Raw genomic sequence first — 13,022 nt, forward strand, 5'->3', positions numbered from 1 at the left:
CGCCATTCGCGGCGTCGCCGGGTTTGGCTTGTGGCGCAAGCCCGACGTCTGCTCTGTTCGACATCGTTCCATACGCCCGCGCGCCGCAGCCCACATTAGGAATTATATCCTATGAACGTTCGACCTGCCTTTTGTCGGACTTCCGAGACAAAGAAACAAAAATCGCGCAATACGATGGTGTTACTGGGAAATTCGAAGATTTCGGTATCCGCAAGATAATAGGCTTATATTCCTATAATCGGTGACCCGTGAGCTCAGCCCAACTCGCAGCGCTGAGAGAATAGGAACATATTCCTATGAAACTACGACACCTAGCCGACCGCTCGCCCGGGCTTAGCGAGGCCACGGGATATGGAGAGCTCAACGCGGCCGACGATCTTTACCGCGCCCAGGAACGCCTCCAAGAAGCGCCAGGTCGCCGCGTCGTGGTCCAGATGGTGTGTCAGCAGGCCTAGCGGCTCGTCCCACCGCCCCTGCTCGCGCTGAGCAGCCAGCAGACGCCGGGCGCGCAGGAGGAACTTCGCAGTCCCTCTAAAGCGCGGACTGGGCTTCCAGCGCATGACGTCCAGATGGGCGTCCAGCCGCGCCGGCGGGCCGTCCTGGCGCGTCCCGTCATAGCAGGACAGGCCCAGCCCCCTCAGCTCCAGGGCCTTGACCAGGGTCGGATGGGCGTTGTTCCAGGGCGGCACGAAGAGATCGGGCCTCGCGCCCGCGCGTCGGAACGCATCCAGCGCCGTCCCCAGTTCCGACAGGACATCGGCCAGACGGTCGTCGTCATTGACCTCGCCGGACGGACGCCCCTCGGGCGTCCGGTCTTCGTGGCGGAAGCCATGGATCGCCAGTTCGACGCCCTCGACGGTCTTGCAGGCCGAGACCAGGGCCGCAAGGTCGCCGTCCGGCACCGCCGCGATGGTGATCGGCGCCGCATGCCGGCGCGACAGGTCCAGCAGCCGGTCCAGGGCCTGTGACGGCGCGCGGGCGTCGTCGTCGCGCCACCAGAACACCGGCGCATGGCCGGCCGCCCGCCAGAGCCGCAGCTCGGGTCCCAGGACGACGGCGATCAGCAGGCGGTCCAGCGACACGCGGCGGTCTCCCTAGGCCGAGTGGCCCAGCCGGGCGTCCTCGGCGTCCAGGCCCAGCACGGCGGCGCGGCCCGCCCGCACGGTCTGTACGTTCTGGCCGTTCAAGGCGCGGATTTCGCGGGCCTTGAGGTTGGAGAGCAGCGGATAGAGCCCGGCCATGACGGCGATCAGGAAGCCCATGTCGCCTTCCTTGTAGCCCTTGCGCGAAACGTAGCACTTGTAGAAGCGCCGCACGCCCCGGAACAGGTCGTCCCACAGGCTCTTGATCTTGCCGTTGTCGGCCAGGTCCTGGCCGCGCAGGGCGGTGTAGCGGTTCAGGCGCTGGACCATGTCGGCGATGTCGTCGTCGACCTTGTGCAGGATCGCATTGTCCAGCCGGCCGCCATAGACGCCGGTGAAGGTGGTGCCGGGATGCACGCGCTCGCTCTTCCAGCTCTTGACGCCCTTGCGGAACAGACGCGCTACCGAGGACGCGCCGAACGAGCCGCCCCAGCCATGGCGCACCAGCTGTTCGCCCACAAAGTTATCCACAGGCACCTGGTACCAGTCGGCGGCGGCGGTGTTCACGGTTTCGCGGATTTCCTGGGCCAAGGCGGGCGGGATCGCCTCGTCGGCGTCCAGCTCGATGATCCATTCGCCGCGACAGGCCGCGACGCCGGCTTCCTTGCGCAGCCCCTCCACGGGGAACGTGCCCGAGACCACCCGCGCGCCCATCTTCCGGGCGATCGCCTCGGTGCGATCCGTGCAGCGGTCGGCCACGACCACGATCTCGTCGCAGAACGACAAACGCGCCAAGCATTCCGCGATCCGCGCTTCCTCGTTATGAGCGCAGACCAGTCCCGACAGCACAGACATGAAACTTCCCCGACTTGGGAGCCGCTCCGAAGAGCGACCCCATCAGGAAGGAGACGGCGCCGCCCCAGCGGCCCCTCAGGCGTTTTTGAAGCTCGACGCGGAAAAGCCGTCAGAAGGCGTGCGAGACGTCCAGGCTCCAGGTGCGCGGCCGCAACGGCGTGACCTGACGGACCTGACCGAAGCTGAAGGGGTTGCCGTAGGAGAAGGTGTCGCTGGAGGCGTTGGCGGGATTGGTGACCGCGAAGGCCAGGTTCCAGCGCGCGGTCGAGATCTCGGCCGACATCCGCCCGGTGACATAGCCGCCCATGGTCGGCGAAAGCCGGCGGTCGAAGGTCAGGCGCGAGCGGCCGACATATTCCAGCTCGGCCGTCAGGACCAGGCGCCGGTCGCCCGACAGGTCCCGCTGGTAGCGCGCCATGGCCCCGGCCGAGACGTCCGGCACGCCCGGCAGTTCGCTCTGGGCGGCGGAGGCGAAGTTGAGGTCCAGCTTGGTCAGGCGCGGCCGGTTGAACAGCGCATTGGCTTCCAGGGTCAACCGCGGCGTGGCCTGCAGCGTGCCCTCCAGCTCCAGCCCCGTGTTGCGGCCGTCGCCGACATTGGCCGTGTAGGACAGGCCCGAGGTCAGATACTGGTCGGTCTGGATGTCGGTCCACACGTCGTGGAACAGCGCCGAGCGCAGGATCAGCCGCCCGTCCAGCGGACGGATGCTGGCGCCGATCTCGTAGTTGCGCAGACGGTCCGGCTTGAACGAGCCGCGCAGGGCCGACGGCGCGACCAGCCCTCCGGAGTTGAAACCGCCGGACCGGTAGCCTTCCGAGGCCAGGAGGTAGAGCAGCCCCCCTGCCCCCCAGGTCCGCTGCAGCGAGGCCTTCGGCGAGAAGCCGGTAAACCGCGCCTGGCGGTCCAGCGTCCGCGACTGGCCGGGCGCCGGGGCCTCGACCATGGAGGTGGTGTGGATCTGGCTGCGGAAGCCGCGCCCGCCCAGACTGGCCACCCAGCCGCCGCCCAGGTCGTAGGAGACCTCGCCATAGAGGGCCATCTCCCGCCGCCGGTCGCGCCGGGCCTCCAGATAAATCAGGCGCGATGGATTGGTGGCTGTGCGGGCCCGAAGCTCGCCGTCGCTGTCTTCCAGGCTGGCCAGGCCGTAGAGGCCGACCAGCCAGCGCACGCGATCGCTGTCGGGCGAGGACAGCACCGCGTCCTCCACCAGCAGGCGCACCTTGCTGGCCTCGTCGAACAGGCCGACGTCCAGCGCCATGGCCCCTGCCCCGTTCAGCGCGGCGGTGGCGTCGAACCGGCTGGCGAAGCGGTGGCGGACATAGCCGGTGGAGGACTCGAAGCGGCCCCAGTCGCCGGTGCCCGTGACGGTCACCGCCGCTTCCTGCAGGACGTTGTCGTGGGTCTCGCGAACCTGGTTGGCGCGCTTCTGCCCGCCCAGGCCCGGCGTCGTGTACTGGCTGTCTGTGGCGTGCAGATCCTGGCGGGCGCCGGAGACCAGGACCGACCAGTTCTCGTTCATGACGAACGACAGCGCCGCGCGTCCGCCAGCCCGCGTGGTGCGGTCCACATTGGACAGGCGCAGGTTCACGTCGTCGACATAGCCCCCGTCCGCGTCGTCATAGGCCGCCAGCCGCAGCGCCGCGCGGTCGGAAACCAGGGGCAGGTTCAGGACGCCCTCGACCCGGCTGCTGGGCGAGCCGGATTCGGTGGCCGCCGCCCCCACCAGCACCGAGGCCGAGGTCTCGTCCAGCACCGGCTTGCGCGATACGATCCGGTAGACGCCGCTCAGCGAGCCGCCGCCATAGAGCGCGCCTTGCGGACCGCGCAGAATCTCGACCCGGTCGACGTCGATCAGCCGCAGGTCGGGATCGGGCGCGTTGTAGGTCAGGCGGATGTTGTCGAGATAGGTGCCGACGGTCTGCTGGGTGCGACCGGTGAAGGTGCCGTCCGACAGGCCGCGCAGCATGATCTTGTTGCGCGCCGCGCCCAGGTTGGTGGTGATGAAGCCGGCCGTCTGCTGCGAGATGCTGGTGGTGTCGATGACGCCGGTGTCGTCCAGGCGCTGAGCCCCGATCACGCTGACGCCGCCCGCCGCCGCGCCCAGCCGCATGGGGCGCTTGTTGGCGGTGATGACGACGCTCTCGAGCGGCGGGGCCGGCTCGGCCACCGCCGCGGCGGGCTGGGGCGAGACGAAGCGCGAGGCGGGCCGCACCGGATGGACGACGACGGTGGCGTTGTCGAGGATCTCGAACCGGCACGGCGCGCCCACGGTCAGGGCGTCCAGCGCCTGGCGTAGCGTGAGGTTGCCGACCACCGCCGGACTGCGTCCCGGACAGGCCGTGGCGCCGCCCAGGGTGACCCGGGCCTGAACGCCCAGGTCGATCAGGGCTTCGGAGCGCGGCTTGGCGGGGATCTTGAAGGCGAAGCGGGAAGCCGCCCGCCCCTCCCCGGCCAGGGTCAGTCCAGCGGCCAGGACCAGGGCGAAGACGGATATGGAAGTCGACGGACGCGCGATGGCGCGCGCTCCGGAGCGGGCCGAAGCGCTAGGTCGAAGGCGAAACGGAAAATCCGCGTCCGAGGTCATCGCGCTCCAGCTCTATCCGACTAGAGCTCAAGCTTCGCGCTTCGAACGATTCCAGGCCCTACATCAAGGCCTTAGCGCGCCCGGATAACGATGGCGTCGTCGGTCGTCGTCGTTCGGACGGGAAGCAGGTGGGACAGTCTGTCGACCATCGCATCCTGCCCATCGACGATCAACACGCCGGAAAGTCGCATATCCCCGGCCTTGGCGTCGCCCAACTTCACCGGACGGGGGAAAAGCCGGTTCATGTCGCCGACGATCTGGGACAGCGGCTGATCGCGATAGATCAGCCGTCCTTCGCGCCACCCGGCCACCTCGTCCAGGGCGACGCTGGCCACGGTGGCGTCGTCGTCCTGGCCCTCGTGATGCGACAGCCCCTCGCCCGGATGCAGGCGGTACGGCGACGCGCCGGCGCGGGAATGGGGACGCACCTCGACCAGGCCGCGCTGGACGTTCACCGCCACTAGGCCGTCGCGGCGGCGCACGTCGAACGCCGTGCCGACCACCCGCACCTGGGTGTCGCCGGCCTCGATCAGGAACGGCCGCGCCGGATCCTTGGCCACGTCGAAGAAGGCCTGGGCGTCGCCCAGCCGGACATGGCGGCCGTGGCGGTCGAACCGGACATCCAGCCGCGAGCTGGCGTTGAGCTCGATGCGCGTGCCGTCTTCCAGCGCGATGGTGCGGCGCTCGCCCACGCCGGTCGAATAGGTGGTCTCGCGCCCGCCCAGCAGATCGCTATTGGGCAGGATGACGGCGCCGGCCACGAAGGCGGCCGCCAGGGCCGCGCCGGCCGACCACAGCCAGGTCCGTCGGGCAGGACGCATCGGAATGACCCGGGCCACCACGGGCTCGGCTTCCGGCTGGCGCTCCGCCAGGCCGGCGTCCTGAGCCAGGCGCTGATCGAAGGCCAGGGCGGCGTCGTAGGCCTCGGCGTTGGCGGGCGAAGCCGACAGCCAGGCGTCGAACGCTCGCCAGTCGCCCTCGGTGACCTCATCGCCCTGCAGGCGAACCAGCCAGTCGACGGCGGCTTCGATGTTCATCTGGGACTGCGTCATTTCGCTCCGTCCTGACGCCAAGCCGCGTCCTCGCAAGGGTAAGACGTCGCCGAAGGTCCAGAACCTCCAAAACGCACTTTCGGGTGAAGAATCCGGTTCATGGCAGCTTCGCCATCAAAGCCTTGAGGGCGGCGCTGACATGTTTCTCGACCGAGCTGCGACTGACGCCCATGGCCTGGGCGGTTTCGGCATGGCTGAGCCCGTCCAGCTTGTGCAGCCGGAAGGCCCTGGCCACCTGCGGCGGCAGGGTCTCCAGCGTCGCCATCATCACGTTCAGGCGCTGGCGACCGGCCACGACGTCCTCGGCCGACGGGATGTCGGCCACCTGCTGGTCGCCCAGGTTGACGCCTTGCAGACTGCGCCAGCCCTCGTCGCGGGCGCTGGCGCGGTTCTGGCTGCGCAGGCGGTCCAGCATCAGGTTGTTGGCCATCCGGAACAGCAGGGCCGAGCCGTCGCCCTCGACCTCCAGGTCGCCCACGGCCTGGACCTTCAAGAACAGGTCCTGGATCAGGTCCTCGGCCTCGCTCACCGACCGCAGCCGGGCGGCGAAGACACGCACGAGGTTGGCCCGCTTCTCGCCGTACAGCCGGGTCATCGGCGTGATCGATCGAGGTGGGGCGGACAGAACGGCGACTCCAGGGACAGTAAGGATCACGGAGTCGGACGCTCCGTTTGGTCGCAACCTATGCCGCCCGTGCGCGCGGGTCCAGCGGCGGCGAAAACGGTCAGCGGCCGCGCGTTTCGGCGCTTAGTTGCGATTGACTCGCAACAATGATGAGGCCTAGATATTGAGAATGGATCGCAACAATGCGACTCCTCCTCCCATCCTCGAGGCGCCCATGACCCCCTCTTCCGACACCGCCGCCTGCTGGTCGTCCGGGCCGACCCTGGGCGAAAGGCTGCTGCTGGGCGCCATGCGGCAATGGGCGACGCTCAGGTCGGCGGGCGAGGCGCCCAACCGCCTGGTCGCCCAGGGCCTGACCTTCCGTGCGTCCAACCGCGTGGGCGGGCTGTTCGTCGCCTGGATGCAATCGGTGGAATCGATGCTTCGCCGGCCGATCCAGGTGCAGTGCCCCGTCTGCGGCGGCATCTCCACCGACGAGCAGCGCCTGGTGGTGTCGTGCGGTCTGGCCGGAACCGCGACCTCCGTCGGCGAGGACCTGCTGGCGCCGCTGCTGGTCGACCCGCAGCCGGTGATGGTGCTGGCCCGGGCGCTGAACGCAGCCTTGAGGGCCGACGGCTATCCCCTGCCCGTTCGGCTGGCCGAGGCCCCGAGCACGCCCCACGCGCCCGAGGTCCGCACGCTGCACTAGCCCGTCGGCGTCCCCACCTTGGCCAGGACGTCGATCAGCAGGGTCTTGCCCCTATTCGACGGCGAGGACGACGTTGGACGGCTCGATCATCGCCACGACGGCGTCGCCGACAGTGGGGACCGCGCCGGCGACCGTGGCGACCAGGGTCTTGCCGGCGACCAGGGCCAGGCGGACCTCGCTGGCGGCCGCGCCGTCCTCGCGGTCGACCACAACGCCGGCCAGGTGATTGACACCGTCGCGGGTCGAAGCCGCGTCGGCCAGGGTCACGAAGCTGGACTTGATCAGGGCGATGGCCGGCTTGCCGACCTCCAGGCCCAGTTCGTCGCGGCTGCGGCGGGTGACGACCGACACGATCTCGACCCCGTCGCCCAGGGCCAGGACCACCCGGGCAGTCACCTCGTCGTCCTCGATACGGGCCACCGTCCCGCGCAAGGCGTTGCGGGCGCTGGTGCGCAGGCCCAGGCTCCAGAACAGGTCGCCGAGGTCTTGGCCCGGAGAGGCCAGGCCGGCCTCCAGCCGTGACAGGGCCGCCCCGATCTCGCGCTCCACCTCGCGGAAGGCCTTGATCACCGCGTGGCCGCGCGCGGTGACGACGGCCGCCCCGCCCGTCTTGCCGCCCGGAGCGGCGACCACCAACGGCGCGTCGAACAGGTTGTTGAGCGCCTGCACGCCGTCCCAGGCGCCCTTGTAGCTGAGCCCCAGGCGCTTGGCGGCGGCGCTGATCGAGCCCAGCTCGCCCACCGCCTCCAGCAGGGCGATGCGCTCCAGCCCCACGCGGGCCAGGGCGCCGCGCTTGAGGATCAGGGAGCCGCTCAGATCGCCGTCGACCGACATGAAATTCTCCGGGCGGTCTCAGAAAAAGCTTCTGAACGAACGGCCAAACATCGTTATGTAGTCGCGCTACATATCCCCTTGCCGAGGACGTCGTCCATGTTGAACCGCCGCCCCCTTCTCGCCGCCGCCGTCGCCGGCGTGGTGTCGCTGCTGACGGGCGCCGCCGCTCTGGCGGCCGAGACCAAGGTCGCCGTGGCCGCCAACTTCACCGAGCCCGCCAAGGAGATCGCCGCCAAGTTCGAGGCCAAGACCGGCGACAAGGTCGTGCTCAGCTTCGGCTCGTCGGGCCAGTTCTACACCCAGATCGCCAACGGCGCGCCCTACGAAGTCTTCCTGTCGGCCGACAGCGAGCGCCCGACCAAGGCCGAGGCCGACGGCCTGGCGGTGGCCGGCACGCGCTTCACCTACGCCACCGGCCGGCTGGTGCTGTGGAGCAAGACCCCGGGTCTGGTCGACGCCAAGGGCGCGGTGCTGGCCAAGGGCGGCTTCGAAAAGCTGTCGATCGCCGATCCCAAGGCCGCCCCCTACGGCCTGGCGGCGGTCGAGACCCTGACCAAGCTGAAGCTCTACGACACCCTCAAGCCCAAGATCGTCCAGGGCTCGTCGATCACCCAGGCCTTCCAGTACGTCCAGACCGGCGCGGCCGAGCTGGGCTTCGTGGCCCTGTCCCAGGTGATCAACGAGCAAGGCGGCTCGCGCTGGGTCGTGCCGGCCGGCAACCACACCCCCATCGACCAGCAGGCGGTGCTGCTGAAGACCGGCGCCGGCAGCGCCACCGCCAAGGCCTTCCTGGCGTACCTCAAGAGCAAGGACGCCAAGGCGATCATCAAGCGCTACGGCTACGAGGTGAAATGACCATGGTCGAGGTGGCGTGGCTGACGATCAAGCTGGCTGGGATCACCACGATCCTGCTGCTGATCGTGTCCACGCCCCTGGCCTGGTGGCTGGCGCGGGGCCGCTCGCGCTGGAAGGCGCCGGTCGGGGCCCTGGTGGCCCTGCCCATCGTCCTGCCGCCCACCGTGCTGGGCTTCTACCTGCTGATCGCCCTGGGGCCGCACAGCCCGCTGATGGCGCTGCTGCATCCGTTCGGCGTGCGCACCCTGGCCTTCACCTTCGAGGGGCTGGTGATCGGCTCTCTGATCTATTCCCTGCCCTTCGCGGTGCAGCCGCTGCGCAACGCCTTCATCGCCGTGGGCGAAGAGCCCCTGGAAGCGGCCGCCACCCTGGGCGCTTCGGGCTGGAGCGCCTTCACCCGCGTGGCCCTGCCCCTGGCCCTCCCCGGCTACGCCGTGGCCGCCATCCTGGCCTTCGCCCATACGGTCGGCGAGTTCGGCGTGGTGATGATGCTGGGCGGCGGCATACCGGGCGAGACCGAGGTGCTGTCGATCGAGATCTACCGCCTGGTCGAGGCCCTGGAATGGGACAAGGCCCACCAGCTTTCGGCCGCCCTGCTGGCCTTCGCCTTCGTGGTGATGCTGACCCTGCTCCTGATGGAACGGCGGGTCTCGGCGAGGGACTCCCGCGCCTAGGTCAGAACGGCGCGTCGCCCTGGATGGTCACGCGCTCGACGATCCGCTCCTGCGGCCAGTAGTCGAGGATGGCGTAGTGCTGGGTGGCGCGGTTGTCCCAGAAGACGATGGCGTTGGGCGTCCAGCGGAAGCGCACCTGGTATTCGGGCGCCTTCACGCGGTCCAGCAGCTCGGCCAGCAGCTTGGCCGCCTCGTCCTCGGGCAGGCCCAGGATCCGCGTCGTGAAAACCTTGTTGACGAACAGGTGCTTGTCGCCGGTCTCCGGGTGGGTGCGGATCACCGGGTGGACCATCGGCGGATAGGCCGCCCGCAGTTCCTGTCGCTTGGCCTCGTCGACGCGATAGCCGTAGCTCTGGATGATGTCGTGCTCGGCGGTCAGGGTCGCCAGCTGATCCTTCAGCTTCTGCGGCAGGTCGTTGTAGATGGCGGACGTGTCGGCGAACAGGGTGTCGCCGCCCAGCGGCGGCATGTGCCGCATGCGCAGGACCCCGCCCATCGAGGGCGCGGCGCGGAAGGTGACGTCGGTGTGCCACTTGTTGGCCACGCGGACGATCGGCACGATCTCCTCGCGCAGCTTCATGCCGTCGGCGGCCTCGATGTGCAGGATCTCGGGAAATCCAGGCACGTGGGCGGTGACAGGATGGCCCTCCAAGTCCCCGAAATAGCGGCCGAAACGGACGTGATCCTCGTGGCTGATGTCCTGGTCACGGAAGAACACCACCTTGTGCCGCAACAGCGCCGCGCGGATCGCCGCGACGATCTCCGGCGCCAGCGGCTGGCCCAGGTCCACGCCCGAGATCTCGGCGCCCAGCACGGGGCCGGCGGGGGTGACGGTCAGGCCCGCATAGTCGGGCGCATCGGTGGCTTCGATGGGGGCAAAGGCGTTCATGGCGACCTCCCGGTCCGCCACCCATCCCTGTAGGCGGCTGATCTTATCCACACCTTAGACGTGGGATTTCATCGCTCAACGCAGTTTTTCTCACTTCAGGCGCAGGGTGAGCCCGGCCACGACCAGGGTCACCGCGTCGGCAGACCGGGCCAGGGCCTGGTGCAGCCGCCCGGCCTCGTCGCGGAACCGCCGGGCCAGGGCGTTGTCGGGCACGATGCCGGACCCGACCTCGTTGGAGACCAGCCACAGTTCGCCCTCGAACCGTTCGGCCGCCGCCGCCAGCTCCGCCGAGGCCGCCGCCAGGTCGCGCTCGGCCAGCATCAGGTTCGACAGCCACAGCGTCAGGCAATCGACCACCACGACATCGCCCGCTCCCAGGCCGCGCAACGCGCCAGCGATATCGAAGGGCGCTTCGAGCGTGATCCAGGCCCCGCCCCGGTCCGCGCGGTGGCGGGCGATGCGGTCGGCCATCTCGTCGTCGAAAGCCTGGGCGGTGGCGATCATCGCCAGTCGGCCGCCGGTTTCAGCCGCCTTGGCCTCCGCCGCGCCTTGCGCGAAGGCGCTCTTGCCGGAACGGGCTCCGCCCAGGACGAGGGTGAACGACAAGGCGGGCTCCAGATTGCCGGTCCGATTGACCGTGTGCGGCGCAACATATAGTGCAGCTCCCGCGACAGGTTCCTCGAAAGAGGATGAAAAGGGAACTCGGGTGCGAAACCCGGGCTGCCCCCGCAACTGTAAGCGGCGAGCCCGCGCGTCATACGCCACTGGAAGCTTCCCTCGGGAAGCGGCTGGGAAGGCGACGCGCACCGGCCTTGACCCGCGAGCCAGGAGACCTGCCCGTCGCGGTCGTCCTTCGTCCGGCCGGGGTGCGCCGTACGATGGGGTTCTACCCCCGAGGCGACATCGTCAGGCAGGTCCGAATCCTCGGATCCGCCTTCGTTGCTGCGCACGGAGGACTAGAACATGCGCTCGATTTCCGTCCTGGCCCTGATGGCCGCCCTTCCCGCTCTCGGCCTGCCGAGCCAAGTGCTCGCCGCCGAAACCCTGGACGCCGCCGACGCGGTCGACCAGGTGGTGATCACCGCCGGCCGCGCCGCCGACAAGCTGTCGGAAACCCCCGTCAGCACCACGGTCATCACCGCCGACGACCTGCGCCAGCGCCAGGTCGTGGTCGTCTCCGACATCCTGGCCCGCACTCCCGGCGTCAGCGTCACCCGCAACGGCGGCGTCGGCGCCTCGACCCAAGTGCGCATCCGCGGCGCCGAAAGCGACCAGACCGCCGTGCTGATCGACGGCGTCAAGCTGACCGACCCGTCCTCGACCGGCGGCGGCTACAACTTCGCCACCCTGCTTGCCGGCGACGTCAGCCGCATCGAGGTGCTGCGCGGCCCGCAATCCACCCTGTGGGGCAGTCAGGCCATCGGCGGCGTGGTCAGCATGATCACCACCACCCCGAACGGCCCGCTGGCCGGCGACGCCACCGTCGAAGGCGGCTCGCACGCCACGGCCTATGCCCGCGTGGGCGTGGGCGCCGGCGGCGACTGGGGCGGCTGGCGGCTGTCGGCGGGATCCTACACCACCGCCGGGGTCTCCAACTTCGACGAAGCCATGGGCGGCAAGGAGAAGGACGGCTACCGCAACACCGCCGTCAGCGGCCGCCTGGACCTGAACCTGGCCGACTGGGCCGCCCTGGACGCCCGCCTGTCCTACGCCGCCGGCCGCAACGAGTTCGACGGCTATTCCAACCCGACCTTCTCGTTCGGCGACGATCCGGAATACGGCAAGACCCGCGACCTGGTCGGCTATCTGGGCACGCGCCTGACCAGCTTCGGCGGCGCTCTGGAAAGCCGCATCGGCTACGCCTACACCCAGACCGACCGCGACAACTACGATCCCACCCTGGGCGCCGACACCAAGTCGTTCGACGCGCGCGGCACCGACAACAGCCTGGAATACCAGGGCACCTGGACCATCAATCCGGTCTGGCGCGCGGTGTTCGGGGCCGAGACCAAACGCAGCTGGTTCCGCACCGCCTCGTTCCCCTACGATCCCACCGGCAGCCGTCACGCGGTCGGCATGGACAGCGTCTACGGCCAGCTGCAGGCCAAGCCGGTCGAAGGCGTGACCCTGACCGGTGGCGTGCGCCACGACGACCACGACACCTTCGGCGGCGCCACCACCTATCAGGCCGGGGCCACCTGGACTCCGAACGGCGGCGCCACGGTGTTCCGCGCCAACTACGGCGAAGGCTTCAAGGCCCCGTCGCTGTACCAGGTCTACAGCCCCTACGGCGACATCAACCTCAAGCCGGAAGAGGCCAAGAGCTGGGACCTGAGCGTCGAGCACAGCCTGCTGGACGGCCGCCTGCGCGGGTCGATCACCTATTTCAACCGCGACACCAAGAACCAGATCGACTTCCTGTCCAACAACACCCCGCCCAACTACGGCGGCTACGCCAACACGGCCAAGACCAAGGCCGACGGCGTCGAGGTCGAGGCCAGCTACGAGGTCAGTTCGCTGCTGACCCTGTCGGCCAACTACACCAACATGGACGCGGTCAATAAGTCGCCTGGCGCCAACTACGGCAAGGACCTGGCCCGCCGGGCCGGCGAAAGCGCCTCGGCCGACGCCGAGCTGACCCTGCCGAACGGTCTGACCGGCGGCGTGACGATGCAGTATGTCGGTCACAGCTTCGACAACGTCACCAACACCCGTCGCCTGAAGAGCTACGTGCTGACCGACGTGCGGATCGCCTATCCGATCAACGACACGTTCGAGATCTACGGCCGGGTCGAGAACCTGTTCGACCAGCAGTACGAGACGATCTACCGCTATGGATCGCTGGGTCGGAGCGCCTACGCCGGCGTGCGGGCCAAGTTCTAGT

The 13,022-nt window shown here is 69.1% G+C and carries 13 protein-coding genes and 1 riboswitch; of the genes, 5 read left to right on the top strand and 8 right to left on the bottom strand.

The window, feature by feature from the left end; genetic code table 11:
• Positions 1-245, top strand: a 245-nt coding sequence (locus AC07OA_RS10275) for a hypothetical protein (protein ID WP_494663695.1), incomplete at its 5' end; no start/stop codon positions are given.
• A gap of 66 nt (positions 246-311) precedes the next feature.
• Here the strand turns inward: AC07OA_RS10275 and AC07OA_RS10280 are convergent.
• The 5 genes from AC07OA_RS10280 to AC07OA_RS10300 form a co-directional block, all read right to left on the bottom strand.
• Positions 312-1,082 carry a polysaccharide deacetylase family protein gene (locus AC07OA_RS10280; RefSeq protein WP_494663696.1) on the bottom strand — a complete coding sequence of 257 codons (771 nt, stop codon included), beginning with the start codon at positions 1,080-1,082 and terminating at the stop codon, positions 312-314.
• A 12-nt stretch (positions 1,083-1,094) separates the two neighbouring features.
• Positions 1,095-1,937, bottom strand: a complete 843-nt coding sequence (locus AC07OA_RS10285) for a glycosyltransferase family 2 protein (protein WP_494663697.1) — start codon at positions 1,935-1,937, stop codon at positions 1,095-1,097.
• A gap of 109 nt (positions 1,938-2,046) precedes the next feature.
• On the bottom strand, positions 2,047-4,521 hold the full coding sequence (locus tag AC07OA_RS10290) for a TonB-dependent receptor (protein ID WP_494663698.1): 2,475 nt from the start codon (positions 4,519-4,521) through the stop codon (positions 2,047-2,049).
• A 71-nt stretch (positions 4,522-4,592) separates the two neighbouring features.
• Positions 4,593-5,573: a FecR family protein gene (locus AC07OA_RS10295; protein ID WP_494663699.1), complete on the bottom strand. Its 981-nt coding sequence runs from the start codon at positions 5,571-5,573 to the stop codon at positions 4,593-4,595.
• 97 nt (positions 5,574-5,670) lie between these two features.
• On the bottom strand, positions 5,671-6,168 hold the full coding sequence (locus AC07OA_RS10300; protein WP_494663700.1) for an RNA polymerase sigma factor: 498 nt from the start codon (positions 6,166-6,168) through the stop codon (positions 5,671-5,673).
• A 244-nt stretch (positions 6,169-6,412) separates the two neighbouring features.
• Between AC07OA_RS10300 and AC07OA_RS10305 the strand changes: the two genes are divergently transcribed.
• Positions 6,413-6,886 (top strand): hypothetical protein, encoded by a 474-nt coding sequence (locus AC07OA_RS10305; RefSeq protein ID WP_494663701.1) that lies wholly within the window; start codon positions 6,413-6,415, stop codon positions 6,884-6,886.
• 51 nt (positions 6,887-6,937) lie between these two features.
• Here AC07OA_RS10305 and AC07OA_RS10310 read toward each other — a convergent pair whose 3' ends face one another.
• On the bottom strand, positions 6,938-7,720 hold the full coding sequence (locus AC07OA_RS10310) for a TOBE domain-containing protein (protein ID WP_494663702.1): 783 nt from the start codon (positions 7,718-7,720) through the stop codon (positions 6,938-6,940).
• Between the two features lie 96 nt (positions 7,721-7,816).
• Between AC07OA_RS10310 and modA the strand changes: the two genes are divergently transcribed.
• Both modA and modB read left to right on the top strand, forming a co-directional pair.
• Positions 7,817-8,575, top strand: a complete 759-nt coding sequence (gene modA / locus AC07OA_RS10315) for a molybdate ABC transporter substrate-binding protein (protein ID WP_494663703.1) — start codon at positions 7,817-7,819, stop codon at positions 8,573-8,575.
• Between the two features lie 2 nt (positions 8,576-8,577).
• Positions 8,578-9,249: a molybdate ABC transporter permease subunit gene (modB, locus tag AC07OA_RS10320; RefSeq protein WP_494663752.1), complete on the top strand. Its 672-nt coding sequence runs from the start codon at positions 8,578-8,580 to the stop codon at positions 9,247-9,249.
• Between the two features lies 1 nt (position 9,250).
• Here modB and AC07OA_RS10325 read toward each other — a convergent pair whose 3' ends face one another.
• Together AC07OA_RS10325 and cobU are read right to left on the bottom strand one after the other, a co-directional pair.
• Positions 9,251-10,138, bottom strand: coding sequence for a TauD/TfdA dioxygenase family protein (locus AC07OA_RS10325; protein ID WP_494663704.1), 888 nt, complete (start codon positions 10,136-10,138; stop codon positions 9,251-9,253).
• A gap of 90 nt (positions 10,139-10,228) precedes the next feature.
• Positions 10,229-10,744, bottom strand: coding sequence for a bifunctional adenosylcobinamide kinase/adenosylcobinamide-phosphate guanylyltransferase (cobU, locus tag AC07OA_RS10330; RefSeq protein WP_494663705.1), 516 nt, complete (start codon positions 10,742-10,744; stop codon positions 10,229-10,231).
• A gap of 49 nt (positions 10,745-10,793) precedes the next feature.
• Positions 10,794-10,993: riboswitch (cobalamin riboswitch) on the top strand.
• Between the two features lie 108 nt (positions 10,994-11,101).
• On the opposite strand from cobU, the gene AC07OA_RS10335 reads away from it, so the two are divergent.
• Positions 11,102-13,021, top strand: coding sequence for a TonB-dependent receptor plug domain-containing protein (locus AC07OA_RS10335; RefSeq protein ID WP_494663706.1), 1,920 nt, complete (start codon positions 11,102-11,104; stop codon positions 13,019-13,021).
• The last annotated feature ends 1 nt before the right edge of the window (position 13,022 follow it).

Source organism: Caulobacter sp. GW821-FHT09B08, from assembly GCF_059418225.1.